We start from the raw sequence: 25795 nt of genomic DNA on the forward strand, positions 1-25795 counted from the left end.
ATCTAATAGCGATCCAATGTGGCGCGACGGCCCAATGCCGGTGGGCTTGCATCCGGCAGCGCCCCGTCGTATCAACTGACGTTACCCAGTCCGGAGAAACGGTTCGGGTGCGGTTCGGGTGCGGTCCGGGTGCGGTCCGGGTGCGGTCCGGGTGCATTCCGTGTGCATAACTGCGAAGTGCGATACTTTGCCACAATTGGTAATCTTCCAAGCGGTTTCGCCCCGTTATTCGTGCAGATCCCTGCGCCATGGGACGATCACGAGACACGCATGGAACGCGTATGAGATTTGAAACGTCCCCCCCACTTCTGGAGAGATTCGTGGTCTTGTTTTCCCCCGCCATGTCCTGGCATCGGCGCGTTCGCTCGATCTTGCCTGCACTCGTGGCAGGTGTCGCCCTGTTGGGTGCAGCGTATGCCCATGCCTTCTCCCTCGACGACGTCACCGCGCGCGCGAAGTCGCTTGCCGACAAGCCGTACACGGCCCCCGTGAGCAATCTCACGCCGGCCTTTGCGAACATGCAGTTCGGCGACTACATCAAGATCCAGCCGCGACGCGACGCGTTCGAATGGAACGATCAGGCCACGCCGTTCCGTCTGGGTTTCTATCATCAGGGCATGCAGTTCAGCACGCCGGTGAAGATCAACGAGATCGTCGGCAGCGGCAGCAATGCGAAGATCGACGAGATCCAGTACGACACCCGCCGCTTCGACTTCGGCGACCTTAAGCTCGATCGCAGCGCCACGCATAACCTCGGCTACGCAGGCTTTCGCGTGCTTTACCCGATCAACGAACCGGGCAAGCTCGACGAAATCATGAGCGTGCTGGGCGCGAGCTACTTCCGCGTGATCGGCAAGGGGCAGATCTACGGTCTGTCGGCGCGCGGCCTTGCGATCGATACGGGCCTGCCGATTGCCGAGGAATTTCCGGCCTTCCGGGAGTTCTGGATCGAACGGCCGAACCCGGGCGACAAGCATCTCGTCTTCTACGCGCTGCTCGACTCGAAGCGCGCCACCGGCGCCTATCGCTTCGATCTGACCCCGGGCGACGACTCGCTGCTGAAGGTGCAGGCGCGCGTATTCATGCGCGGGCCGGTGACCAAGCTCGGTATCGCGCCGCTCACGAGCATGTTCCTGTTCGGGCCGAATCAGCAGCGCGATCCGTACAACTTCCGTCCGGCATTGCACGACTCGAACGGTCTGGCCATTCACGCTGGCAATGGCGAATGGATCTGGCGGCCGCTGAACAATCCGCGCAATCTCGCCATCAGCCAGTTTCAGGTGACGAATCCGCGCGGCTTCGGTCTGCTCCAGCGCGGTCGGGATTTCGCGCAGTACGAAGATCTGAAGGATCGCTACGATCTGCGCCCGAGCGCCTGGGTCGAGCCGCAGGGCGACTGGGGCAAGGGTCATATCGAACTGGTGGAGATTCCGTCACCGGACGAAACCAACGACAACATCGGCGCGTTCTGGACGCCTGACCAGTTGCCGCCCAAGGGGCAGCCCTTGCAGGCCGATTACACGATCCGCTGGACGATGAACGAGCGCGGCATCATCGATCGCAATCTCGCTTGGGTAAAGCAGACACTTCGCAGCGCAGGCGAGATCACGCAGGCCAACCTCATTCGTCACTTCGACGGCAGCACCGGCCTCATTGTGGACTTCGACGGCGGCCCGCTGGCCTCGCTGCCCGCCGCCTCGGTCACGCCGCAGGTCAGCGTGAGCGATAACGCCACCCTCATCGAGCAGACGCTGCAACCGAATCCGGTCACGCGTGGCATGCGCCTGAATCTGCGCGTGATGGTCAAGGACCCGGCCAAGGTCGTGGAACTGCGCGCCGCCCTCGTCTCCGGCGGCAAGGCCGTGAGCGAGACCTGGAGCTATCAGCTCCCGCCGTTCTCGGTTGCCAAGCAATAAGTTGCATTCCGCCTCTGCGTGCGACGGCGTCTTGCCGCCGCACGCCCCCCCGCCTCCGCACGACGTTCTAATTGCCATCCGCCGCAATTAAACAGGCACTTACGTGCCTCGTTTTCTCATGTAAAACCCTAAACCAGGCAAATTGCCCTTGCAGTCGGCGCTCAATTCGCGTTTACTGCATGCACAATATTGCATAAAAACCACCCTTTGAGGTTCATAGAGGTGGTTTGCTTCATTGGTCATGGCCGCCGGCCATGCCAATGCGGCTCGGCCTGGTGCCGCTTGTGTCGGTCAAGACATCCCCAAGACTCTCCGCGTTTCGACGGAGGGCGGATTCGTTATGGAGACACCCGCATGCGACACATCGACGTACATCATCTGGCCGACGAAGCGCGCTTCAACGGCTACCACGGCCGCATTCTGCTCTGGTGCGCGCTCATCATCATCTTCGACGGCTACGACCTCGCGGTCGCGGGCATTGCGCTGCCGTCGATCATGAAAGCGATGAACGTCGATGCCACCAGCGCGGGCTTCATGGTCAGCGCTGCGCTCTTCGGCATGATGTTCGGCGCGATCGTGATGGGCATGGTGGCCGACAACATTGGCCGCCGCAAAGCCATCGCCATTTGCGTGCTGATGTTCTCGCTCTTCACTGCTGCCGCGGGCTTCACGCACGAACCGATCAGCTTCTCCGTCACGCGCTTTCTCGCGGGCGTCGGGATCGGCGGCGTGATGCCGATCGTCGTGGCGCAGATGACAGAGTACTCACCGCGCAGACTTCGCGGCACGCTCGTGACGCTCATGTTCTCGGGCTATTCGGTCGGAGGCATGCTCGCCGCATTGCTCGGCAAAGGATTGATTGAATCGTACGGATGGCAGTCGGTCTTTCTCGCGGCCGGTCTGCCCGCCCTGCTCGTCCCCTTCGCGATGAAGGCACTGCCGGAGTCGATGCCGTTCCTCATCCGCACCGGCCGCCTCGACGCCCTCAAGCGAGTGCTCGCCCGCCTCGCACCGGATTACGCCGCACAACCGGGCGATCAGTTTGCGCTGCCCGCGACCGATCGCAAACAGGCCGCGCCGCTCTCGCGTCTGTTTCAGGATGGCCGCGGGTTCAGCACCGTCATGCTGTGGGTGGCGTTCTTCATGTGCCTGTTCATGGTGTACGCGCTCAGTTCGTGGCTCACGAAACTCATGGCCAGTGCCGGCTACAGCCTCGGCTCGGCCCTCACGTTCGTGCTGGTGCTGAACTTCGGTGCGATGCTCGGCGCCATCGGCGGCGGCTGGCTCGCGGATCGCTTCAACATCAAGTACGTGCTCGTCGGCATGTATGCCCTTGCTGCCGTGTCGATCACATTGCTCGGCGTGAAAGTGCCAACGCCGGTGCTTTTCGTGCTCGTGGGATTGGCGGGCGCATCGACCATCGGCACGCAGATCGTCACCTATGCCTATGCGGGACAGTTCTACCCGATGGCCGCACGCGGCACAGGCATCGGCTGGGCGTCCGGGGTGGGACGCAGCGGGGCCATTCTCGCGCCCATCGTGATCGGCGTGCTGGTAAGCATGTCGCTGCCGTTGCAGCAAAACTTTATGGCGATCGCGATTCCCGCCCTCATCGCTGTCGTCGCTGTGTTGCTCATCGACCACAAGAAATCGGCGTCGGTGCAGCAGCAAGCCGCACTGCAATCGCGCAGCAACGCGGCCGGACTCGCGAACGGCGCGGGAGAACCGGCGTAATCTCGCGCGTCAAGGCGCGCTCGGGTGTCAAAGTCTGACGTCATGGCACGGCGGCGCAGTCAGCCGCCGCCGTGCGAAAATTCGCGCCGCGGCGGTCATGGGAATGACAGCGGCTTTCGGTGACGCGACGCGCCGGTGCAGGGGCACACCATGATTTGCCCGGCGCATACGCGACACATGAAAAATCATTCAACCCGAGCGCCTCAGGCGCCGATATCCAGATATCCGTCCCAACGGACGATCTGGGGAAGATCAACATGCCGCGTCTTGCTTTGCTGAGTGCTTTCGCACTGGCCGTCGCCCACGCTTCGGCCTTCGCCGCCCCCCTCGCCGACGCTTCGGTCGTCCAGCTTTCCACCCGGCAAACCGTCACCGGTGACGCCGTGTTTGGCGGCGCCCCGACCGCCACGCTCGGCGCCGATGCGCTGCGCAACGCGCACGGCAGTTTCGGCGTGAATGTTGCTGCCGGTGCGCTTAACGTGCAATCAAACCAGCTCGTGCTGGCAAGCGCCTCGCACGTCTCTGTCGATACCCGTCAGACGATCCGCAACGCGGCCAGCGTCACCGGCGCGATGAACGCGTCGCTCGGCGATCGCGCCCTGATGGGGGCGTCGGGCAATATCGGTGTGAATGTGGCGGCAGGCGTCGCCAACGCACAGGCCAACGCGCTGGCGATTCACTGACGGCCCGGTAACGCCGCCGCCCGGCCGGATTACGTCTCGGCCGGGAACCGGTTCTGCAGATTGCCCAGCCAGCGTGCAACGACGTTCAGCTCCGCTTCGGTGAAGTCGTCGTGCAGCAGCGCGTTGAGGTCCGCGAGGATGTCGCGGGCACGGGCAATCGCCTTGTGCCCGGCTGCGGTGATACGCAATCGCGTGGCACGCCCGTCGTCGGCGTCGGCAAGGCGCGAGAGCAGACCAGCGGCGACCATGCGGTTCGCCAGCCCCGTCATCGACGACGGTGAGAGTTGCAACGCCGCGCCGACTTCGCCCACGAGCGCATCTTCGTGGTGCAACAGATAGAAGAGCACGCCGGCCTGCGCCGCACTCACGCTTGCACTGTCCCCGGCGCGGGCATCGATCCATCGCTGGACACGTCGCTGACCGACGTTGAGCAGGAAGTACAGCCTTCGGTCGGCAGCCGTCCCTTTCCCCGGCTTCCTGGCGGTGACGGCGGTTTGCGCAGCGGCGGGCGATTGGCGTTTTGGCATTCGGTCGGGTCGATTTGTAGTTTTGTTGGTGTTGGGTCGGTGTTACGCCGGTGCGATGGGAAACGATGCGCTCTCCACAGTCATCGACGCGCGCCGCCCCCCAGTTCCCGTCGCATCGCGATCGCTCGCGTCTGCTGCGACGCGCGTCGAGCCTGCCGACAATAACCAGTCAATGGTTTCTGGCCACAGGAACGCACCGGAACGTTGGCGAAAGTATCCCATATGCCCGATCGCTCCGGCATCCGAACGTTTGGCGGGAATTTCGAGACGCGTCACCGGGGCATTACGCAGCCGGGAAACGAACATGTCGAGACCCATCGGCGTAGCCCAGGGGTCGTCGTCGAAACCCAATGACAGAATCGGTGTGCGCACACGCGCGAAGCGCGCGTCGGCGTCGAGCGTCGGGTCGTCAAAAAAGTAGTTCGGCAGGCGGGTCCATCGGCTCCACTCAAGCAGCACGCCCGCGGGCAAGTCCTCGCCGATACCCAGCTTTCTGCCGGGCATATACCCGGTAAGACGCACGAGCGCAGGCGCCACCCAATGCATGAGCATGGTGACTCGCGCGCGCTCGCGCTGGTGGCTCACCATACGCATCGCCCCCGCATGCGAGGCTACCTGTACGGCGGCGGTCAACCGATTGGAGCATTCGCACAACCCGATGGCATGGCCGCCGAAGCTGTGGCCAACGGCATAAATCGGCAGCGACGGATAACGCTCGAACGCCCAACGGGTGACCCCTTCGACATCCAGATCGGCCCAGTCGCGCATGCGTGCCCGGAAGCCGCGTAACGCCGGCGGGCACGATCCGTCGATGCCACGATAGCTATAAGTGACGGCGATCAGCCCGCGCTGCGCGACGTATTGCGCGAAGGCGAAATAGAGACGCTCCGGCACGCCTGTCGCCGAATGGACCAGCACGACACCCCGCGCAGGCAACGATTCGGGATACCAGGCGTGTGCGCCTAACGGGTAAGCGTCAAGGGCGGGAATTTCGACAGCAAGCGATGGCATGACATTGCTCTCCGGCGCTCGCACGCTCCGGGGGGAAATGCGTAGCGCCTGTTAGGGAAAGGGGAAAATCCGGAATTTATTTCGCACACGAAGTATATTGCCAATATTACTTCGCTCACGAAATAAATTGAGTGGAAGGCACAACGCGTGTAGGGGCAATAAAGGCGCAGCGAAGCAGAAACCATGGAAAACGGGGACCGAAGTCCCCGTTTTTGCTCCTTGCTTCGACGGTCCTGCTTGCGTCGCTATCGCACGGCGTTCAGACACGCCGGAGACAGCGCCGCCTTGGCCCGCTGGGCGAACGCTGGCCAGCGGCAGGCCTGGGTGTCCGGACCATCGCCGCAATCGGGCATGGCAAGTGCCATGCGCTTCGCCGGCTCGTCGAGCGAGAGCGCGGTGAGATGCCGCATCTGATGCATTGATTGGTACACGATCTCCACGCGCACGAACGCTTCGCCCGCCGGATTGCGCCACAGCGTGAAGACAAGCGCGCCATCGGGCGGCGTGTTGTCGGGTTGATCGGGCAATTGCCAATCGAGTTTGAGCATGCCCGCCAGGTTGGCCACATTGGTGTCGTGGCCAGTCAGCACATAGACCCGATTGCCCACCGGCAAGACGGGGCCGCGCACGGGTGCCGGCGGCGGTGCGCCCGTCTCCATCGCCGAGCGCGTCAGCGCATCAAGCACGGCAGCCAGCAGCGGCGTGCCGTTGGCCGATGCCAGATAGGGCGTGCGGTTGAGCAGATCGCGCTGCGCGTTGTGCGCTTCGAACAGACGCGCCCAATCTTTTTCGTCGCGGATGCGGCCCCAGGCCACATCGTGCTCGGGCAAGCCCTCGCCGTATTGCAGCAGGAAGACTTCCGCCGCCGTCGCAGCACTACCGAGCGCGCCGCGCAGCGCAACGCCGCTGCCATCGCCTTCCACACGCAATCGCGTGGGCACGTCCTCGAGCTTGCAGCCGCCTTGCGCACCGCACGCGGGACTGTGCGCGTAGTCGAGCACTTCGCTCATGCGGGCAATCGTCGCCGCGTAACGTTTGTTCAACCCGGAGACACCGTCCGGCGCGAGACGCGCCTCGATCGCCCCGCGTGCCGCACCCGGATCGAGCGGGCAGTCGCCAGCGTCCACTGGATGAAAAACCGCGTCGTAGGTCGTGAGATCCGCTTGATGCGACGTGCGCATGTCGCACCCCGGCGCCATGCCTTGCAACAGCGCGTCGCCCGTCTCGCGCGTTCGTTGATCGATATCGGCCCATCCGTACACCGTGCCCGGCGCCGGACACGCGTTGTCGGGCAGCACCCGCCGCGCGCGCAGCCAGTCGCCGTAATAGCGCCCCATGCGCTCGGCCAGCGAGCCGCCGCGTGCCGTCAGATAACCGGCGGGCACCGGCCAGCCCGGCCAGGCGTCCGGGCTGAGTTTGTCCAACGGGGGATGGGCGTGAGTGGGCGATCGCACGCCGTGACGGCTCACGATCACCGTGGAGACGAGTGCCCAGTCGGCCGGCATGCCGTCGATGCGCGCTGCCGATTCGGGCGGTTTGGCCTGCCCCGGCGACGGTGGTGACGACGTGGTGCAGGCGCTCAGCGCACCTGCGACGGCAAGTGCCGCGAGGCACCCCTGCCACCGCACACCGCTGCGCCTTTGCCGGCGGCGCACCGAAACGTCTGGACGAACATCACGGGATCGAACGGGTTCACGAGTCATCACGCGGGTCATGGCGGCAGTCATGGCAACAAGTCGGGGTGACGGGGACGGCGTTGAGATGCATCTTACCGTGCGTCCTTTACCGTCGCCCGAACCAACGTGAAATCGTGGTGGAAATGCATCGATGCGCCAACGTAATGACACTGAACACTGCGCGATTCCCCCGAAGACGCCACTACCCGGTCACGCCGTCCGCCCGGCCCACGGCGCCGAAGCGCCACGACAACCGATGCGCCGCAGCAAGCAGCGCCTGTGCCGGTGGCGCGTCGAGCGCCGTCTCGAAACTGCCCGCCGATCCCATCAGCGCAAGCACCAGCGTGACTTCCCCGGTGTGGTCGAACACCGGCACCGCCACCGTATCGATGCCTGGCACCGGGTTGCTCAATGCTGTATCGAATCGTTGTTCGCGGATGGCCGTCCGGCGCCCGGCGTAGTCGGCTGGCGGCGTCGCCGCCCGGCCTTCCGCGCCCAGCCCTGCCATGCGTACAGGCTCCTGCAGGAGCAGAGCGTCGAGTACCGGTTCCGGCAGGAAGGCAGCGAACGTGCGTCCGATGGCGGTATTGACCAGCGAGAGCACCGTGCCAATGCGCAGGCTCACGTGCTGCGGGCGCATCGCCTCCTCCAGCCGGACCACCGTGGGACCGACCGGCCCGAGCACGGCCATCGCGGCTGACAACCCGGTGGCTTGTGCGAGCGCGAGAATCTCCGGCTCGGATTCGCCGGTCGGCGACAGACGTTGCAACGCCATCAACCCGAGTTCGAGACTCAGCGCGCCCGCCTCGAAGTTGCCGTTCTCGTCGCGCGTAAGCAAGCCGGCACGTTGCAGGCTCACCAGATGCGGATGCGCCTTCGCCGCCGCCATGCCCGCGTCGCGAGCGAGCGCATTGAGCGGCAGCGGGCGTCCCGCTGCGACCAACGCTTCGAGCAACGCGCCAGTGCTTTCAAGCGCCTGAATGCCGCGCTGCGGTTTCGCCGGGGTCGTCGTTTCGTCGTTCGTCATCTCACGGGCTCCGGCGCGGTTTCGCGTGGCGCTCATGCGCTCACCTCAGCCCCGTCGCGATCCGCATCGACCTGTCGCGCAATCGCACTTGCCGTCGCACACAATGCGCTGGCCGCCGCACCGTTCCAGGCCACATCGAGCGCCGCCGTCGGCCCGATGGCAGTGAGCGCCAGACGCAAACGGCCGCTCGCATCGAACACCGGGGCACACAGACTGCTCACCGACGGGCTCGGCATGTTCACACTGCGCGACATGCCGTGCGCCCGCGTCTCATCGAGAGACGCATTGAACCGTTCGCGCTCATCCGAGGTTGGGGGCATCTGTTCATGCCACGCTTGCGGCCATTGCGCCTGCGGCGTGAAGGCGCAGAACGCGCGGCCGGTCGACGTCGTAGTGAGTGACATGACCGAACCGACGTGCAAGTTCACATGCAGCGGGAACGCCGCACGCTCGAAATGCACGACGAGCGGACCTTGCGGGGCGCTTGTACAGATCGCCACGCAGAAGCCGGTCTCGCGGGCCAGCGCGATCACACGAGGCACTGCCGCGCGATACGCCGGATCGTTTTCAAGATGCAACAACGCGAGACGCAGCGTCATCGGGCCCGGCGCATAGTCGCCCGACATCGGGTCGCGCTTGAGCAAACCCAGTCGTATGAGGCTCACCAGATATGGATGTGCCTGCGCGGGGGGCAGCCCCGCGAGCGCGGCAAGATCGCCCGGCCCCAGCGGGCGCCGCGCCTGCGCGAGCGCCTGAAGCACGCGCGCCGCCACATCCACGCTTTGCACGCCGCGTGAGGCTCGGCCGGGCTGGCCGCTCGCGGCGGCGGTGCCGTCCATCGGAATTCGGTTCATGCGGTCGTGGGAGTCAGGCTCCCCCAAGGAAAATGGCCTAGATTCTAAACAAGTCGGTGCCCGCATTTTCAATCTTCCCCGCAATACCCAAGGGTTAACCCAAACACAAACGCCACCGAATCGTTCACACCACCACATTAGCAAATAACAATCACATTTGTCATTGACAAATATTCTGGGCGTTTCGTAAGATGGCCCCATCATTCGCACCATCCCCGCAGACGAGATAAGAGAGAGACAAGCATGGCCAAAGCATTCGCCTCGCAAGCCGACCTGGAAGCCAAGAAGGTCACGTTCACCCAACTGTCGGAAAACACCTGGGCCTACACGGCCGAGGGCGATCCGAACTCCGGCGTCATCATTGGCGACGACGGCGTGATGATTGTCGATACGACAGCCACACCCGCCATGGCGCAAGACCTCATCGCGAAGATCCGCACGGTCACCGACAAGCCGATCAAGTACGTGGTGCTCTCGCACTACCACGCCGTGCGCGTGCTCGGTGCGTCGGCCTACTTTGCCGAAGGGGCTCAACAGATCATTGCGAGCCGCGGCACGTACGAGATGATCGTCGAGCGCGGCGAAGCCGACATGAAGTCGGAGATCGAACGCTTCCCGCGTCTGTTCGCCGGTGTCGAGACGGTGCCCGGCCTCACATGGCCGACGCTCGTCTTCGAGAAGGAAATCACGCTCTTCCTCGGCAAGCTCGAAGTGAAGATCGCGCACCTCGGTTCGGGTCACACCAAGGGCGACACTGTGGTGTGGCTGCCGTCTCAAAAGGTGCTGTTCTCGGGCGATCTGGTCGAGTACGACGCCGCCTGCTACACCGGTGACGCGCAACTCGCCGAATGGCCGGCCACGCTCGACGCGCTGGCCGCGCTCGGTGCCGAGAAGCTCGTGCCGGGCCGTGGCCCTGCGCTGACCACGCCCGAAGAAGTCACCAAGGGCCTCGCCTACACGAAGGACTTCGTGACAACGCTGTTCGAAGCGGGTAAGCAAGCCGTCGAACAGAAGCTCGATCTGAAGGGGGCAATGGCACTCACACGCAGCCAGATGGATCCGAAATTCGGCCATGTGTTCATCTACGAACACTGCCTGCCGTTCGACGTGACCCGCGCGTTCGACGAAGCGAGCGGCATCACGCACCCGCGCATCTGGACGGCGCAGCGCGACAAGGAAATGTGGGCCGCGCTGCAGGACTGAGTTCGACACCGGCGCGGCCGCAGCGACCGCGCCGGCAGCAAAAGCAACAAAGCAAAAAACGGAACCCGCCGGGGCGTGTGCGCCGGTGCGGTGCCGACGATGGAGACATTGCATGAGCAGCATCGATTACCAGCGCCTGACGTTCGATTACCAGCCCTGTGCGGAACAATCCGGCAGCGTCACGCCTGAGACGCACCCGGTCATCGTGATCGGTGCCGGTCCTGTAGGACTGGCAACCGCGATCGATCTCGCGCAGCAAGGCGTGTCCGTAGTCGTCCTCGACGACGACTGCACCCTCTCGACCGGTTCGCGCGCCATCTGCTTCGCCAAGCGCACGCTCGATATCTTCGACCGTCTCGGCTGTGGCGAGCGCATGGTGCAAAAAGGCGTGTGCTGGAACGTCGGTCGTGTGTTCCTGCGCGATCAGGAGGTCTACAACTTCGATCTGCTGCCCGAGGCGGGACACCATCGTCCGGCGTTCATCAATCTTCAGCAGTACTACGTTGAAGGCTATCTGTTCGAGCGCGCACGCGAGCTGCCGAACATCGAAATCCGCTGGAAGAGCAAGGTCGTCGGCCTGACGCAACAAGGCACGCCGGGCGCCCCCGATGCGAGCGTCACGCTCACGGTCGAGACACCCGACGGCGAATATCAAATGCGCGCACGCTATGTCGTGGCGGCCGACGGTTCGCGCAGCGCTGTGCGCAAATTAGTCGGTGTCGACAGCCACGGACGCACGTTCAAGGACCGCTTCCTCATCGCCGACGTCAAGATGACGGCCGACTTCCCCGCGGAGCGCTGGTTCTGGTTCGATCCGCCGTTCCATCCGAATCAGTCCGTGCTGCTGCATCGCCAGCCCGACGACGTGTGGCGCATCGACTTCCAGTTGGGATGGGACGCCGACCCGGCGCTGGAGAAGACCCCCGAGCGCGTGATCCCGCGTGTGCAGGCCCTGCTTGGCCCGGACGCCAAATTCACACTGGAGTGGGTCAGCGTCTACACCTTCTCGTGTCTGCGCATGGACGACTTCCGTCATGGCCATGTGCTGTTTGCCGGGGATGCAGCGCACGGTGTGTCGCCGTTCGGCGCGCGCGGTGCGAACAGCGGCGTGCAAGATGCCGAGAACCTCGCGTGGAAACTTGCGCTCGTGCTCGCCGGTCATGCGCCCGATGCACTGCTCGATACCTACGCCCGCGAGCGCGAATTCGCCGCAGACGAGAACATCCGCAATTCCACACGCTCGACCGATTTCATCACCCCCAAGAGCCCAGTCTCGCGTGTCTTCCGCGATGCGGTGCTGACACTGGCCCGCGACCATGCGTTTGCGCGTCAACTGGTCAACAGCGGACGGCTGTCGGTGCCCGCCGTGCTGCATGAGTCGACACTCAACACCGCCGAGCGCGATCCGTTCGCAGGGCGCATGGTGCCGGGTGCCGCCTGTGTCGACGCGCCGCTCACCCGTCATGGGCAGGACGGCTGGCTGCTGCCGCGTCTGGGCGGACGCTTCGTCGCACTGGTCTTCGGTGCACCGGGCTCGCTCGATGCGGCATCGCTTGCCGCCCTTGACTCACTTGCGAACGACAGCGTGCCGGTCGTGCCCGTGTTCGTCACGCCCGATGCCGAAGCCGCACAGGACGCGCACAACGAGCACAGCGTCTGGCATGACGTGCAAGGTCTGGCCGCCCAACGGTACGACGCTGCACCGGGCACGGTGTATCTGATTCGCCCGGATCAGCACGTATGCGCGCGGTGGCGCACCGTCGACGCCACGGCGATTGCCGCCGCACGCGAGCGCGCCCTTGGCCGCACAGCACCGCAAGTCGCGCCGATGCAGTGTGCCGCCTGACATCACCCTGGCCAATCGCATCGACCGACGTTCGGACCACACCGATTTCGCAGGAAGGAGACACTTCATGGCACTCGATACACAACCGCGTCTGACACGTCCGGACGATTTCTACGAAGCCCTGATCGACATGCACCGCGATCTCGACGAGACCCAAAGTCAGGCCGCCAATGCGCAACTGATCCTGTTGCTCGCCAACCAGATCGGCGATCACGACACGCTGCTCTCGGCGCTTCGTCTCGCGCGTGCGGGCGCATTGGGCAACGCGGCACGCTGATCGCGGGACAGTCCCGCGTCGCAACTCTCATAAACGAAGCGGGGCGCCCGATAACCGGGCGCCCCGCTGTCTTTGCAACCGCATGTTTTATCTCGCGTGCAGGCGTTACACCACCACCATTTGTGAAATCTTCTGCGCCGCCTGCTGAAGGGGCGCGAGGAACTTCGCTTCCATCTCGGCAGCCGACGTCCGGTTGGCCTGACCGCTCACGTTCATCGCGGCAATCACCTGGCCTGACCGATTGCGGATCGGCGCGGCAAGCGAAATCAGCCCCTCCTCCAGTTCCTGATCGACCAGCGCCCATCCCTTTGCACGCACGTCGAGAATCCGTTCACGCAAGGCGTCGATATCGGTGACCGTACGGCGTGTGTGCTGGCGAATGTCGGCGCGACGCAATGCGGCCTCGAGTTCGTCGTCAGGCAACGCCGAGAGCATGACGCGTCCCATCGACGTACACCACGCCGGCAGGCGGCTGCCGATCGACAAGTTGATCGACATCACCTTGCGCACTGGCACGCGCAGCACATACACGATGTCGTCGCCGTCGAGCACGGAGGCAGAACTGCTCTCTTGCACCTGCTGCACGAGCGCCTCCATGAAGGGCTCGGCAAGGTTCCACAGCGGCATCGACGTCAGATAGGAAAAACCAAGATCGAGAATTCGCGGGGTGAGCCGGAACAACCGCCCTTCACTTCGCACATAGCCCAGCGCCTCGAGCGTGAGCAGAATGCGGCGGGCGCCAGCGCGCGTCAGACCTGATGCCTGCGCGACTTCCGAGAGCGTCTGCGCGGGGCGCGCTGCATTGAACGCCTTGACGACCGCCAGCCCGCGCGCGAACGACTGTACATAGGAGTCGCCCGGTTTCTTGTCGGTCGGTTCGGTAGCGTCGTTGGGCACAGGTGTCATGTAGTTGGGTAATCAGTGTCTTCGCGTGAACGGCAAGCGTAATGGATTTGCCTCGCCGGTTCCACCGCGCGACACACGCAATCTCACGGCGTGCGTCGCGCCGGCATGGCCCGCCCGCCGGGCTGTCCCTCGCTTGACGCCCGACATCGGAAGGCTTACGCTGTTCTTATAGCGAATATTTGTTCGCTATAAGAACATTGTGAACCAGACGAGGCCACTGGACAAGAGGCCATCGCCGGGAGACACCCAACCGGGGCAAGGGGCGCAAGCCCGTCAGCCCGATGGAACTGCCCAGGAGGCACGTGTGATCAACAAGATTTACGACTCGCTCGCCAGCGCGGTTGCCGGCGTTCACGACGGCGCGACGATCATGATTGGCGGCTTTGGCAACGCCGGCATGCCCTCGGCGCTTATCGACGCCTTGATCGATCAGGGCGCGCGCGACCTGACCATCGTCAACAACAATGCCGGCAACGGTGAGACAGGCTTGGCCGCACTGCTCAAGGCCGGGCGTGTGCGCAAGATCATCTGCTCGTTCCCGCGTCAGACCGATTCGCAAGTGTTCGACGCGCTCTATCGCGCAGGCAAGATCGAGCTGGAACTGGTGCCGCAGGGCAATCTCGCCGAGCGCATTCGTGCCGCAGGCGCGGGCATTGGCGGGTTCTTCACGCCGACCGGTTACGGCACGCTGCTCGCCGAAGGCAAGGAAACGCGCGTGATCGACGGTAAGCCATATGTGTTCGAACTGCCGATCCACGCCGACTTCGCCCTCATCAAGGCGCTCAAGGGCGACCGCTGGGGCAACCTCGTGTATCGCAAGACGGCTCGCAACTTCGGTCCGATCATGGCCACGGCGGCGAAGTGCGCCATCGTTCAGGTGAGCGAAGTCGTCGAGCTGGGCGACCTCGATCCGGAAGCGGTGGTCACACCCGGCATCTTCGTTCAACGCATCGTCGCGGTGCCCAGCACCGCGCGCGCCTGATCCCCATCTGATTTCGGAGCACGACAATGAACCGACTGACCCGCGACCAGATGGCCGCCCGCGTCGCCCAGGACATTCCCGACGGCGCTTATGTGAACCTCGGTATCGGCCTGCCGACGGCCGTGGCCAATCACTTGCCCGCCGAAAAGGAGATCATTCTCCAGAGTGAAAACGGTGTGATCGGCATGGGCCCGGCCCCAGCGAAGGGCGAAGAGGATGAAGACCTCATCAACGCCGGCAAGCAACCCGTCACGCTCAAACCGGGCGGCGCCTTCTTCCACCACGCCGATTCGTTCGCGATGATGCGCGGCGGCCACCTCGACTTCTGCGTGCTGGGCGCATTCCAGGTTTCGACGACGGGCGACCTCGCCAACTGGCACACCGGCGCGCCCGACGCGATTCCCGCCGTGGGCGGCGCGATGGACCTCGCGAGCGGCGCGAAGCAGGTGTTCGTGATGATGGAGCACCAGACCAAGCAGGGCGAGAGCAAGATCGTCGAGCAATGCACGTATCCGCTCACCGGCGTGGGTTGCGTCACGCGCATCTACACCGATCTGGCCGTGCTGGATGTCACGCCCGAGGGCCTGCGCGTTACCGACATTGTCGACGGCCTCTCGTTCGACGAACTACAACGGCTGACCGGCGTGACGCTGCTGCCGTCACCGGCCGTTGCCTGACCCATCGCACGACACCATCGCCGGGACATCACCTGATGTGGCCCGGCGATTTTCATTGTGAGGTAGATAAATGAGTGAAGTCTTCATCTGCGACGCGATTCGCACCCCGATCGGCCGCTACGGCGGCGCGCTGTCCTCCGTGCGTGCCGACGACCTCGGCGCCATCCCCCTGAAAGCGCTCATGGCGCGCAACGGCGGCGTCGACTGGACGCAAGTCGACGACGTGATCTTCGGCTGCGCCAACCAGGCCGGAGAAGACAACCGCAACGTGGCGCGTATGTCGTCCCTGCTGGCCGGCCTGCCGCAAGACGTGCCGGGCGCCACCCTCAACCGTTTGTGCGGCTCGGGCATGGACGCCATCGGTACGGCGGCACGCGCCATCAAGGCAGGCGAAGCCGGTCTGATGATCGCGGGGGGCGTGGAAAGCATGAGCCGTGCGCCGTTCGTGATGGGCAAGGCAGCGAGCGCGTTTTCGCGTCAGGCGGAGATTTTCGATACGACCATCGGCTGGCGTTTCGTCAATCCGTTGATGAAGGCGCAGTACGGTGTGGATTCGATGCCCGAGACGGGCGAGAACGTTGCGACCGAGTTCGGTATCAGCCGTGAAGATCAGGATCGCTTTGCGGTGCGCTCGCAGGAGAAGGCAGCGCGCGCTCAGGCGAACGGCACGCTTGCCGAGGAAATCACGCCGGTGTCCATCGCCCAGAAGAAGGGCGAAGCGATCATTGTCGATCGTGACGAACACCCGCGTGCGACGAGCATGGAAGCGCTCGCCAGACTCAAGGGCGTGGTACGCCCTGATGGCACCGTGACCGCCGGCAACGCTTCTGGCGTCAACGACGGCGCCTGCGCTCTGCTGTTGGCAGACGAGGCGAGTGCGGCGCGCTTTGGCCTGACGCCGCGTGCCCGGATCCTGGGCATGGCGACGGCAGGGGTGGCGCCGCGCATCATGGGCATCGGTCCGGCTCCCGCAACAAAAAAACTGCTCGCGCGGCTCGGTATGTCGCTTGAACAGTTCGACGTCATCGAACTCAACGAAGCGTTTGCGAGCCAGGGCCTGGCCGTGCTGCGTCAGCTCGGCGTGGCCGACGACGACCTGCGCGTCAATCCGAACGGCGGCGCCATTGCGCTGGGCCATCCGCTCGGCATGAGCGGCGCACGTCTGGTCACGACGGCGATGTACCAACTTAAGCGTTCTGGTGGTCGCTTTGCGCTGTGTACGATGTGCATTGGGGTCGGCCAAGGCATCGCTATCGCCATCGAAGCGGTGTAATCCCACTACCCCGCCGGTGTTTTCGGGCCGGGGCGGGCGCGCGGGACTGGATAAGTCTCGCTGCGCCGCACCGGGGTCCCGCGGGCACGATCAGTGCCGCGCGGGACGCGTCTGCCCAGTGTCTCCTTCCGTCCTTCCGTCCTTGCTATCGCTGTGCTGCCACCGCTGACCGTTCAGACGGCGTTGGCGACGTCGCGCATCACGGCGTCGAAGAACGTGGCCTTCGCCTGTGCTTCGCTGCGAACATAAGCACGGTTGATGCCGCTGATGACCGCACGAATCGACGCCGTCGTCAGATTCGCATCGATACCTACGCCAAACGCACTGCCTACGATGCTCTCGCCTGCCATTTCCGCGATGGCGATCGCACGAGCGTCGGCCCCCTGCGTGAGGGCGCGCTCCTCGTAGTGCTGCACACGCACCGGTGTGCGCATGGCGTGCATTAATGCATCGAGCGGGCCGTTACCGGCGCCCGACACCGTGGTGCGCTGACCGTGAATATCGATGGTCACCGCAATGTGCTGGCGGCCATCGCGCTCCGAGAGCGTGTGACCGACGTAAGCGACCGGCTCGGTGGACGCCACGTATTCCGTCTGGAACAGTTGCCAGATCTGCGATGCGGTGACTTCGGCTCCCGTCTCATCGGTATGACGCTGGACCGCCGAGCTGAAATCGACTTGCAGACGACGCGGCATCTGCACGCCGTAAGCCTGCTCGAGCAGGTAGGCGATGCCGCCCTTGCCCGACTGGCTGTTCACGCGAATGATCGAGTCGTACGTGCGGCCAAGATCGCTCGGGTCGATGGGCAAGTACGGCACCTCCCAGATCGCATCCGGCTGTTGGACGGCGAGGCCCTTCTTGATGGCGTCCTGATGCGAGCCCGAGAACGCGGTGAAAACCAGATCGCCAACATACGGATGTCGCGGATGCACGGGCAACTGCGTGCACTCTTCAGACGTGCGGGCGATTTCGTTGATGTTCGAGAAGTCGAGCCCCGGGTCAACACCCTGGGTGTACAGGTTCAGACCGAGCGTGACGAGATCGACGTTACCGGTGCGCTCACCGTTGCCGAAGAGACAACCTTCGATACGATCGGCGCCTGCCATCACGGCCAGTTCTGCCGCTGCCACCGCCGTGCCGCGATCGTTGTGCGGGTGGACCGAGAGAATCAGTGAATCGCGGCGAGCCAGGTTGCGGTGCATCCACTCGATCTGATCGGCGTAGTAGTTCGGTGTGCCGATTTCCACCGTGGCCGGCAAATTGACGATGCACTTGCGCTGCGGCGTCGGCTGCCATACGTCGAATACCGCATCGCAGACTTCCTTGGCGAACTCGAGTTCGGTTCCGGTAAATGTCTCGGGGCTGTATTGCAGCGTCCATTGCGTGTCGGGCGCGGCGTCAGCACAGCGCTTGATCGTCTTGGCGGTGGCAACCGCGAGCGCCTTCACGCCCGGCTGGTCGAGGTTGAAGACGATCCGACGGAACTCGGGCGCCGTGGCGTTGTAGAGGTGAACAATGGCGCGCGGTGCGCCCTTGAGGGCTGCGAACGTACGCTCGATAAGGTCGTCGCGAGCTTGCGTGAGCACCTCGATGGTGACGTCGTCGGGGATGTGACCGCCTTCGATCAGTTCGCGCACGAAGTTGAAATCGGTGTCGGACGCCGACGGGAACGCGACTTCGATTTCCTTGAAACCGATGGCGACGAGCGTTTTGAACATGCGCATCTTGCGCTGGGCGTCCATCGGCTCGAACAGGGCCTGGTTGCCGTCACGCAGATCGGTACTCATCCAGATCGGGGCACGCGTAATGGTGCGGCTCGGCCATTGTCGGTCCGGAATGTTGACCGGCGTGAACGGGCGGTACTTCGTGGCGGGGTTCTTCAGCATGGCGTTGTCTCGATTGTCGGCAAAAGTGTCAACCGGACGACGCATGAACGCAGATAAGCTACGACCGCCGGTTGGAGGAACCGGGGCTCAGGTCGGCGTAACTGGGGAAAATCAGCGGTGCTTCAGTGAGGAATTCAGACGATGCACGCGCGCAGCAACGGACCAAGCCCGGTGGAACGGGCTAGTAGTCGTAGCGAGAGGGAAAATTGCGCGGTGATCATGTGGCACATAAGATCACAGATTTTCCGGGGCTGTCAACCATGATGTGTCGCCTCGCAGGATTCCCATGATGGGTGGGGCAGATTGCCGCGTGGTCGTATTCGCGCGGATCACCGCGCTTCGCCGTTGATCGGTGCCCCGGGACTCAAGCCGAGAGGGGCACGGCCGACGTGCATTTGATTTCGTCGAGACAAACGCTCGACTTGACCGCGCTCACGCCCGGAATACGCATCAGCGTATCGAGCAGAAAATCGGACAACGCCTTCAGATCGCGGGCGACGACCTTGAGCACGTAATCGATATCCCCTGTCACGGAGAAGCACTCCTGAATCTGCGCCAGCTCCGCCACCAGTCCCTTGAAGTTCGACAGATCGCGAATGTGGCCGCGCTCCATCGTCACATGGACGAACGCGACCACACTGAATCCGAGCCGCTGCGCGTCGAGGCGGGTGTCGTAGCCCTTGATCACCCCCATCTCCTCGAGCCGCCGATGGCGGCGGAGTGTCTGTGCCGGCGATAGCTTGATGGCCTCGGCCAGTTCCAGATTCGAAATTCGCCCGTTCGACTGCAAAATCCCCAGCAGCCGGACGTCGATTCGGTCAATCTCGATGTTATGCACTTATATTTCCCTTCGCATGCGAATTTAGAAATATTAATGCATAACCTAGGGTTTCCCTAGCTCAGTTACGAAATCCTATTTTGCGGCACCCCACTTACACTGAGCCCCGTAAAACGTCGAAATGCACGCATATCCTTGTTATCGCAAGGGTTCCGGCGGATGGAACGGACGAGACCTCATATCCCGACCAGACGGTCAACAAACCACAATTTTGTTGCATCTTCCAGCGCCTCCGGTCTCCGATGCATATCGGCTGACAACCACCGGGCAGTGCACGCGTCCAACGAATCAGTCACCTCACAAATCACCTCACCAAGCCGAGACGATCATGGCCGACCTCTTTGATAACCCGATGCAACTGATGGGCTTCGAATTCGTGGAATTCGCGTCGCCCACGCCGAACGTGCTCGAACCCATTTTCGAGCAGATGGGCTTCAAGCTCGTGGCGCGTCACCGCTCGAAAGACGTGGTGCTGTATCGCCAGGGCGAGATCAACTTCATCGTGAACCGCGAGCCGAACAGCGAAGCGGCCTACTTCGCCGCCGAACACGGCCCGAGCGCCTGCGGCATGGCATTCCGCGTGAAAGATTCGCACAAGGCCTACGCCCGCGCGCTGGAACTCGGCGCCCAGCCGGTCGAGATCTCGACCGGCCCGATGGAACTGCGTCTGCCCGCGATTAAAGGCATCGGCGGCGCGCCGCTGTACCTCATCGATCGTTTCGAAGAAGGCAAGTCGATCTATGACATCGACTTCGAATTCATCGAAGGCGTCGACCGTCATCCGGTGGGCCACGGCCTGCGTCTGATCGATCACCTGACGCACAACGTATATCGCGGCCGCATGGCGTACTGGGCCAACTTCTACGAGAAGCTGTTCAACTTCCGTGAAATCCGCTACTTCGACATCTCGGGCGAGTACACGGGCCTGACGTCCAAAGCCATGACGGCGCCCGATGGTAAAATCCGCATTCCCCTGAACGAGGAATCGGCCAAGGGCAGCGGCCAGATCGAGGAATTCCTGATGGCCTTCAACGGCGAGGGCATTCAGCACATTGCGTTCCTCACCGACAACCTGCTCGAAGTCATCGACAGCCTGCAAATGGCCGGTGTCGACCTCATGACCGCACCGAACGATTTCTACTACGATGCGCTCGAGACCCGTCTGCCGGGTCACGGCCAGCCGGTGGGCGAACTGAAGTCGCGCGGCATTCTGCTCGACGGCACGACCGAAGGCGGCAAGCCGCGCCTGCTGTTGCAGATCTTCTCGAAGACGCTGCTCGGCCCGGTGTTCTTCGAGTTCATCCAGCGTCAGGGTGACGACGGCTTCGGCGAAGGCAACTTCAAGGCGCTGTTCGAATCGCTCGAGCGCGACCAGATCGAGCGGGGCACGCTCAAGGTCTGAGTCAAGGGGAGACCACCCGGCGGCATGCGCTGCGTGCGCGCCGGGCTCACGATCATCGTTCGCAACGATGGTCCCAAAGGACACGGCGACGGCGTCATAAGCGCCGCACCGTGGCGGCTCAACGGTTCCGGTTCGTTCCGATAGAACGAAATCAGAGAAGCGCGCCGCATGGCAACGAAGGTAGGGTAAGGAACAGACATGTCCGGCAACGCAGCACAAGAAGGCTCGCTCCACCGCGGCCTGAAGAATCGTCACATCCAATTGATCGCGCTGGGTGGCGCGATCGGCACCGGCCTCTTTCTCGGCATCGCACAAACCATCAAGACCGCTGGCCCATCCGTTCTGTTGGGCTACGCCATCGCGGGCATCATCGCGTTTTTCATCATGCGACAGCTCGGTGAAATGGTCGTCGACGAGCCCGTCGCCGGCTCGTTCAGCTACTTCGCCAACAAGTATTGCGGCCAGTTCGCCGGCTTCGTGTCCGGCTGGAACTACTGGGTGCTCTACGTGCTGGTCTCGATGGCCGAACTCTCGGCCGTAGGCATCTACGTGCAGTACTGGTGGCCCGCCATACCCACATGGGTCTCGGCCCTCGTGTGCTTCGGCATCATCAACGCCATCAACCTCTCCAGCGTGAAGTCGTACGGCGAGATGGAGTTCTGGTTCGCCATCATCAAGGTCGCCGCCATTGTCGGCATGATCGGATTCGGCGGCTACCTGCTCTTCTCCGGCAACGCAGGCCCCGACGCCAGCGTGTCCAACCTGTGGCGGCACGGCGGCTTCTTCCCGAACGGCGTGTCGGGCCTCGTCATGGCGATGGCCGTCATCATGTTCTCTTTCGGAGGACTCGAGCTGGTCGGTATCACTGCGGCTGAAGCCGACAACCCGTCGCGCACCATTCCGCGCGCGACCAATCAGGTCATCTACCGCATTCTGATTTTCTACGTCGGCGCCCTCGGCGTGCTGCTCTCGCTGTATCCATGGGAAAAGGTCGTGACCGGCGGCAGCCCGTTCGTGCTGATCTTCCATGAGCTGAACAGCAACTTCGTCGCCCACGTACTTAACGCCGTGGTGCTCACCGCGGCGCTGTCGGTCTACAACAGTTGCGTGTATTGCAACAGCCGCATGCTCTACGGTCTGGCCGGTCAGGGCAACGCGCCGCGCGCCCTGCTCAAGGTGAATTCGCGCGGTATCCCGCTCGTGGCGCTCGGCGTCTCGGCCGCCGCAACCGCCGTATGTGTGGTGATCAACTACTTCATGCCGGGCAAGGCGTTCGAACTGTTGATGGGCCTGGTCGTGTCGGCCCTCATCATCAACTGGGCGATGATCAGCGTGATCCATCTGGCCTTCCGCCGTGCCAAAGCGCGTGCGGGTGAGACCACATTGTTCAAGAGCCTCGGCTATCCGCTCACGAACTATCTGTGCCTTGTGTTCCTCGGCGCCATTCTGGTCGTGATGTATCTGATCCCGGATCTGCGCATTTCGGTCTACCTGATTCCGGTGTGGCTGGTGGTACTCGGCGTCGGCTATCGCCTGCGCCAGAAGAACAGTGCCGCCCCGGTGCCGGCCAACGCCACACGCTAAGCGGCATGGCGCTGCGCCGGGACTAGCCGATCGGCACCGGCAGCCGCCAGTCGTAAGCAAACGAAGCACCCCCCGGGCGCCAGCCGCCCGGGGCATCACCGGCAATACCTCACTAGCGGTATCATCAGTGACTGACTGCCGCCGGAAGCCCCCGGCCGGCCCGGGGCTCACTTAGCCCGCTTCACCGACTTTCTTTCGTTTTCCAGGAACTGCCATGTTCGAACATATCGATGCCTATCCCGGTGACCCGATCCTGTCGCTCAATGAAAATTTCGCGAAGGATCCCCGTACCAACAAGGTCAACCTGAGCATTGGCATCTATTACGACGACGATGGCCGTCTGCCGGTCATGCAGGCGGTGCGTCAGGCCGAAGCGCTGTTGCTCGCCGAAGTCGGTCCGAAGCCGTACCTGCCGATGGCGGGTTTCGCCAGCTATCGCGACGTCGTGCAAGCACTCGTGTTCGGCGAAGACTCGCCCGCACGCGCCGCCGGCAGCATCGCCACGGTACAGACGCTCGGCGGATCGGGCGCACTCAAGGTCGGCGCCGACTTCATCAAGCGCTACTTCCCTGGCTCGCAAGTGTGGGTCAGCGATCCGACGTGGGACAACCATCGCTTCATCTTCGAGCGCGCCGGCTTCACCGTGAATACGTACCCGTATTACGACGAAGCCACCGGCGGCCTGCAATTCGAAGCCATGGTCGACGCCATCGACAAGCTGCCGGCACGCAGCGTGGTGCTGTTGCACGCGTGCTGCCACAACCCGACCGGCGTCGATCTGAACGATGCGCAGTGGGTGCAACTGATCGACGTGCTCAAGAAGCGTGAACTGCTGCCCTTCGTCGACATGGCGTATCAGGGCTTCGGCTCGGGCATCGACGCCGACGCCTTCGTGATTCGCGAACTGGCCCGCCAGGGTGTGCCGGCCTTCGTCGCCAATTCGTTCTCGAAGAACTTCTCGCTGTACGGCGAGCGTTGCGGCGGCCTGTCGGTCATCTGCGAATCGGCGGAAGCGGCCGATCGCGTGCTGGGTCAGTTGACGAGCGCGGTGCGTTCGAACTACAGCAACCCGCCCACACACGGCGCGAAGATCGTTGCCAAGGTGCTGAGCACGCCGGAACTGCGCAAGTCGTGGGAAGCCGAACTGGCCGAGATGTGCCAACGCATCACGCGCATGCGCGGCGCGATTCACGACGGCCTGCGTGGCCATGTGCCCGAGACCATGCTCTCGCGTTACCTCGAGCAGCGCGGCATGTTCACGTACACGGGGCTGTCGGCGGCGCAAGTCGACGTGCTGCGTGAACAGCACGGCGTCTACCTGATTCGCTCGGGCCGCATGTGCGTGGCGGGCCTGAACGAGAAGAACGTTGGCGTGGTAGCCGACAGCATCGCCAAGGTGCTGAACAACGCCTGAGCGTCACGCGGCACCTGAAGCGCCCAAAGGAAAGGGACGGCACATGCCGTCCCTTTTTTCATGCCCTGCGACGCCTCAGGACGCCTTGCGCAGAAACTCGAGCAGATCGGCGTTCACCTTGTCGGCTTCGACGGTACACATGCCGTGCGCGCCTCCCGGATAGATCTTCAGCGTAGCGTTCTTGACGATCTGCGCACTGAGTTTTCCCGCATCGTCAATGGGCACTATCTGGTCGTCGTCGCCATGCAGCACCAGGGTCGGCACGTCGATCTTCTTCAGGTCCTCGGTGTAATCCACTTCCGAGAATTCCTTGATGCAAAGGTATTGGCCCAGATGCGAGCCCCACATGCCTTGCAGCCAGAACGCATCGATCACGCCCTGCGACTTCATGGCATTCGGCCGGTTGTAACCGTAGAACGGCACAGCCAGATCCTGATAGAACTGCGATCGATTACCCGCCACATTCGCGCGAATCTCGTCGAACACACCAATGGGCAGGCCGTTCGGATTCTTGTCGGACTTGACCATGACGGGCGGCACCGCACCGATGAGCACCGCCTGCGCGGCGCGACGCGTGCCATGACGGCCGAGGTAATGGGCCACTTCTCCACCACCGGTCGAGTGGCCGACGAACGTCGCGTCTTGCAGACCGAGCGATTCGACCAGCTCCGAAAGATCGTCGGCGTAGGTATCCATGTCGTTACCGGTGCCGGGTTGATCCGAGCGACCGTGCCCGCGACGGTCATGGGCAATCACGCGATACCCGTGTTGCACGAGAAACAGCATCTGCGCGTCCCACGCGTCGGCGCTCAGTGGCCAGCCGTGGGAGAACACAACCGGGCGGCCCTTGCCCCAGTCCTTGTAGAAAATCGAGGTGCCATCCTTCGTCTTGAACGTGCTCATGGTGCGATCCTTGCGCAGTGCGCGATATGAACGACAACGAGGTGTGCCGGACGTGACGCCAGTCATGGCGCAGGATGCCACGTCGCAACACGGAAGGCAGCGCGGCAGGATTTGCCGGCCATCATGACAAGACTTCACGTGTCGGAGTGCCATGCAACCGTCGTGAAGGCTTTCAATTTAAGGCCGCGATGAGTGCGCATGCAAGGTGAGAATTTTTGATGATTTCATGAGCAAGATTCACGCACCCTGCCGCACGCATGTCACCAACGACCGGCTGACAGCATGCCGCCCGGCAAGGGGGGACCCGAAGGGGGGGCACGAACTCAGCATCGACGCGGGCGCCAGCACGTCCGCGCGCTTGGCGTTATATTGGCTGTCCCGCGGCCGTGCCGGCCGCTCAACACCAATGCGTCGATCCCCATGTCCGATCAGTCCGCCGATTTGTCCCAGTTTCCGATCACGCGCAAGTGGCCCGCTGCGCATCCCGACCGTCTGCAACTGTATTCGCTGCCCACCCCCAACGGCGTGAAGGTGTCGATCATGCTCGAGGAAATCGGCCTGCCGTACGAAGTGCATCTGGTGAGCTTCCAGACCGACGACCAGCTATCGCCCGAGTTTCTGTCACTCAATCCCAACAACAAGATTCCCGCGATCCTCGATCCGAACGGTCCCGGCGGCAAACCGCTGCCGCTGTTCGAGTCGGGCGCCATTCTGTGGTATCTCGCCGAGAAGACCGGCAAGCTGCTGCCCGCCGATCCGGCCGCGCGTTACGAAACGCTGCAGTGGGTGATGTTTCAGATGGGGGGCGTGGGCCCGATGTTCGGTCAGTTGGGCTTCTTCCATAAGTTCGCGGGCAAGGACTTCGAAGACAAACGCCCGCGCGACCGTTATGTGAACGAATCGAAGCGCCTGCTCGGCGTGCTCGACACGCATCTGGCAAATCGCCAGTGGATCATGGGCGACGAATACACCATTGCCGATATTGCCACCTTCCCCTGGATCCGAAACCTCGTTGGCTTCTACGAGGCAGGCGAGTTGGTTGACTTCGCCCAGTTCAAACACGTGCAGCGCGCACTCGCGGCGTTCGTCGCGCGTCCCGCCGTCGTTCGCGGGCTCGACATTCCGAAGCGTCCTGCCTGAGCAAAAAAACGCCGGTGCATCGATGAGATGACCGGC

Annotated in this window: 22 protein-coding genes; 13 read left to right on the plus strand and 9 right to left on the minus strand. The window is 63.3% G+C overall.

The genetic code is table 11. The features are described 5' to 3' along the window. The first annotated feature begins 341 nt into the window (after positions 1 to 341). The 3 genes from PBR20603_RS00635 (at position 342) to PBR20603_RS00645 (ending at position 4333) form a co-directional block, all read left to right on the plus strand. Entirely contained in the window at positions 342 to 1916 is a 1575-nt protein-coding gene (locus PBR20603_RS00635; protein ID WP_150558264.1) for a glucan biosynthesis protein G, read from the plus strand. Between the two features lie 354 nt (positions 1917 to 2270). Further along, positions 2271 to 3650 (plus strand): MFS transporter, encoded by a 1380-nt coding sequence (locus PBR20603_RS00640; protein ID WP_150557632.1) that lies wholly within the window; start codon positions 2271 to 2273, stop codon positions 3648 to 3650. A gap of 257 nt (positions 3651 to 3907) precedes the next feature. Further along, positions 3908 to 4333, plus strand: coding sequence for a hypothetical protein (locus PBR20603_RS00645; RefSeq protein ID WP_150557633.1), 426 nt, complete (start codon positions 3908 to 3910; stop codon positions 4331 to 4333). A gap of 29 nt (positions 4334 to 4362) precedes the next feature. Here PBR20603_RS00645 and PBR20603_RS00650 read toward each other — a convergent pair whose 3' ends face one another. The 5 genes from PBR20603_RS00650 to PBR20603_RS00670 all read right to left on the minus strand — a co-directional run bounded on the left by PBR20603_RS00650 (position 4363) and on the right by PBR20603_RS00670 (position 9428). After that, complete coding sequence (locus PBR20603_RS00650) at positions 4363 to 4860, minus strand: MarR family winged helix-turn-helix transcriptional regulator (protein ID WP_150557634.1); 498 nt, start codon at positions 4858 to 4860, stop codon at positions 4363 to 4365. Positions 4861 to 4902: 42 nt separating this feature from the next. After that, complete coding sequence (locus tag PBR20603_RS00655) at positions 4903 to 5871, minus strand: alpha/beta hydrolase family protein (RefSeq protein WP_150557635.1); 969 nt, start codon at positions 5869 to 5871, stop codon at positions 4903 to 4905. A 245-nt stretch (positions 5872 to 6116) separates the two neighbouring features. Then, the gene (locus PBR20603_RS00660) at positions 6117 to 7499 is read right to left on the minus strand and encodes a histidine-type phosphatase (protein WP_150557636.1); all 1383 of its coding nucleotides are present in this window, start codon (positions 7497 to 7499) and stop codon (positions 6117 to 6119) included. Between the two features lie 250 nt (positions 7500 to 7749). Then, the gene (locus PBR20603_RS00665) at positions 7750 to 8574 is read right to left on the minus strand and encodes an IclR family transcriptional regulator (RefSeq protein WP_174977735.1); all 825 of its coding nucleotides are present in this window, start codon (positions 8572 to 8574) and stop codon (positions 7750 to 7752) included. A 32-nt stretch (positions 8575 to 8606) separates the two neighbouring features. After that, positions 8607 to 9428, minus strand: a complete 822-nt coding sequence (locus tag PBR20603_RS00670; RefSeq protein ID WP_246174305.1) for an IclR family transcriptional regulator — start codon at positions 9426 to 9428, stop codon at positions 8607 to 8609. Positions 9429 to 9671: 243 nt separating this feature from the next. Here PBR20603_RS00670 and PBR20603_RS00675 point away from each other — a divergent pair, with 243 nt between their 5' ends. The 3 genes from PBR20603_RS00675 to PBR20603_RS00685 all read left to right on the plus strand — a co-directional run bounded on the left by PBR20603_RS00675 (position 9672) and on the right by PBR20603_RS00685 (position 12754). Then, positions 9672 to 10631 carry an MBL fold metallo-hydrolase gene (locus PBR20603_RS00675; protein WP_150557638.1) on the plus strand — a complete coding sequence of 320 codons (960 nt, stop codon included), beginning with the start codon at positions 9672 to 9674 and terminating at the stop codon, positions 10629 to 10631. Positions 10632 to 10743: 112 nt separating this feature from the next. After that, complete coding sequence (locus PBR20603_RS00680) at positions 10744 to 12477, plus strand: FAD-dependent oxidoreductase (protein WP_150557639.1); 1734 nt, start codon at positions 10744 to 10746, stop codon at positions 12475 to 12477. A 67-nt stretch (positions 12478 to 12544) separates the two neighbouring features. Beyond that, the gene (locus PBR20603_RS00685) at positions 12545 to 12754 is read left to right on the plus strand and encodes a DUF2783 domain-containing protein (RefSeq protein ID WP_150557640.1); all 210 of its coding nucleotides are present in this window, start codon (positions 12545 to 12547) and stop codon (positions 12752 to 12754) included. A 105-nt stretch (positions 12755 to 12859) separates the two neighbouring features. Here PBR20603_RS00685 and PBR20603_RS00690 read toward each other — a convergent pair whose 3' ends face one another. After that, positions 12860 to 13660 carry an IclR family transcriptional regulator gene (locus PBR20603_RS00690; protein ID WP_150557641.1) on the minus strand — a complete coding sequence of 267 codons (801 nt, stop codon included), beginning with the start codon at positions 13658 to 13660 and terminating at the stop codon, positions 12860 to 12862. 304 nt (positions 13661 to 13964) lie between these two features. Between PBR20603_RS00690 and PBR20603_RS00695 the strand changes: the two genes are divergently transcribed. The 3 genes from PBR20603_RS00695 (at position 13965) to pcaF (ending at position 16592) form a co-directional block, all read left to right on the plus strand. Beyond that, positions 13965 to 14642 carry a 3-oxoacid CoA-transferase subunit A gene (locus PBR20603_RS00695; RefSeq protein ID WP_150557642.1) on the plus strand — a complete coding sequence of 226 codons (678 nt, stop codon included), beginning with the start codon at positions 13965 to 13967 and terminating at the stop codon, positions 14640 to 14642. 26 nt (positions 14643 to 14668) lie between these two features. Beyond that, a complete protein-coding gene (locus PBR20603_RS00700; protein WP_150557643.1) occupies positions 14669 to 15319 on the plus strand; it encodes a CoA transferase subunit B in 651 nt (216 codons plus the stop codon). A gap of 70 nt (positions 15320 to 15389) precedes the next feature. Beyond that, positions 15390 to 16592: a 3-oxoadipyl-CoA thiolase gene (gene pcaF / locus PBR20603_RS00705; RefSeq protein WP_150557644.1), complete on the plus strand. Its 1203-nt coding sequence runs from the start codon at positions 15390 to 15392 to the stop codon at positions 16590 to 16592. A 173-nt stretch (positions 16593 to 16765) separates the two neighbouring features. Here the strand turns inward: pcaF and leuA are convergent, their stop codons facing one another. Together leuA and PBR20603_RS00715 are read right to left on the minus strand one after the other, a co-directional pair. Continuing rightward, entirely contained in the window at positions 16766 to 18478 is a 1713-nt protein-coding gene (gene leuA / locus PBR20603_RS00710) for a 2-isopropylmalate synthase (protein WP_150557645.1), read from the minus strand. Positions 18479 to 18842: 364 nt separating this feature from the next. After that, positions 18843 to 19316, minus strand: coding sequence for an Lrp/AsnC family transcriptional regulator (locus PBR20603_RS00715; RefSeq protein WP_039368333.1), 474 nt, complete (start codon positions 19314 to 19316; stop codon positions 18843 to 18845). Between the two features lie 328 nt (positions 19317 to 19644). Between PBR20603_RS00715 and hppD the strand changes: the two genes are divergently transcribed. The 3 genes from hppD to PBR20603_RS00730 all read left to right on the plus strand — a co-directional run bounded on the left by hppD (position 19645) and on the right by PBR20603_RS00730 (position 23716). Further along, positions 19645 to 20718: a 4-hydroxyphenylpyruvate dioxygenase gene (hppD, locus tag PBR20603_RS00720; protein ID WP_150557646.1), complete on the plus strand. Its 1074-nt coding sequence runs from the start codon at positions 19645 to 19647 to the stop codon at positions 20716 to 20718. Positions 20719 to 20916: 198 nt separating this feature from the next. Then, on the plus strand, positions 20917 to 22302 hold the full coding sequence (locus PBR20603_RS00725) for an amino acid permease (RefSeq protein WP_150557647.1): 1386 nt from the start codon (positions 20917 to 20919) through the stop codon (positions 22300 to 22302). Between the two features lie 214 nt (positions 22303 to 22516). Beyond that, the gene (locus PBR20603_RS00730; RefSeq protein WP_150557648.1) at positions 22517 to 23716 is read left to right on the plus strand and encodes an amino acid aminotransferase; all 1200 of its coding nucleotides are present in this window, start codon (positions 22517 to 22519) and stop codon (positions 23714 to 23716) included. Between the two features lie 75 nt (positions 23717 to 23791). On the opposite strand, the gene PBR20603_RS00735 is transcribed toward PBR20603_RS00730, so the two are convergent. Further along, a complete protein-coding gene (locus PBR20603_RS00735) occupies positions 23792 to 24619 on the minus strand; it encodes an alpha/beta fold hydrolase (protein WP_150557649.1) in 828 nt (275 codons plus the stop codon). A gap of 420 nt (positions 24620 to 25039) precedes the next feature. On the opposite strand from PBR20603_RS00735, the gene PBR20603_RS00740 reads away from it, so the two are divergent. After that, on the plus strand, positions 25040 to 25759 hold the full coding sequence (locus PBR20603_RS00740) for a glutathione S-transferase N-terminal domain-containing protein (RefSeq protein ID WP_150557650.1): 720 nt from the start codon (positions 25040 to 25042) through the stop codon (positions 25757 to 25759). The last annotated feature ends 36 nt before the right edge of the window (positions 25760 to 25795 follow it).

This window comes from Pandoraea bronchicola (assembly GCF_902459805.1).
Taxonomy (GTDB): domain Bacteria; phylum Pseudomonadota; class Gammaproteobacteria; order Burkholderiales; family Burkholderiaceae; genus Pandoraea; species Pandoraea bronchicola.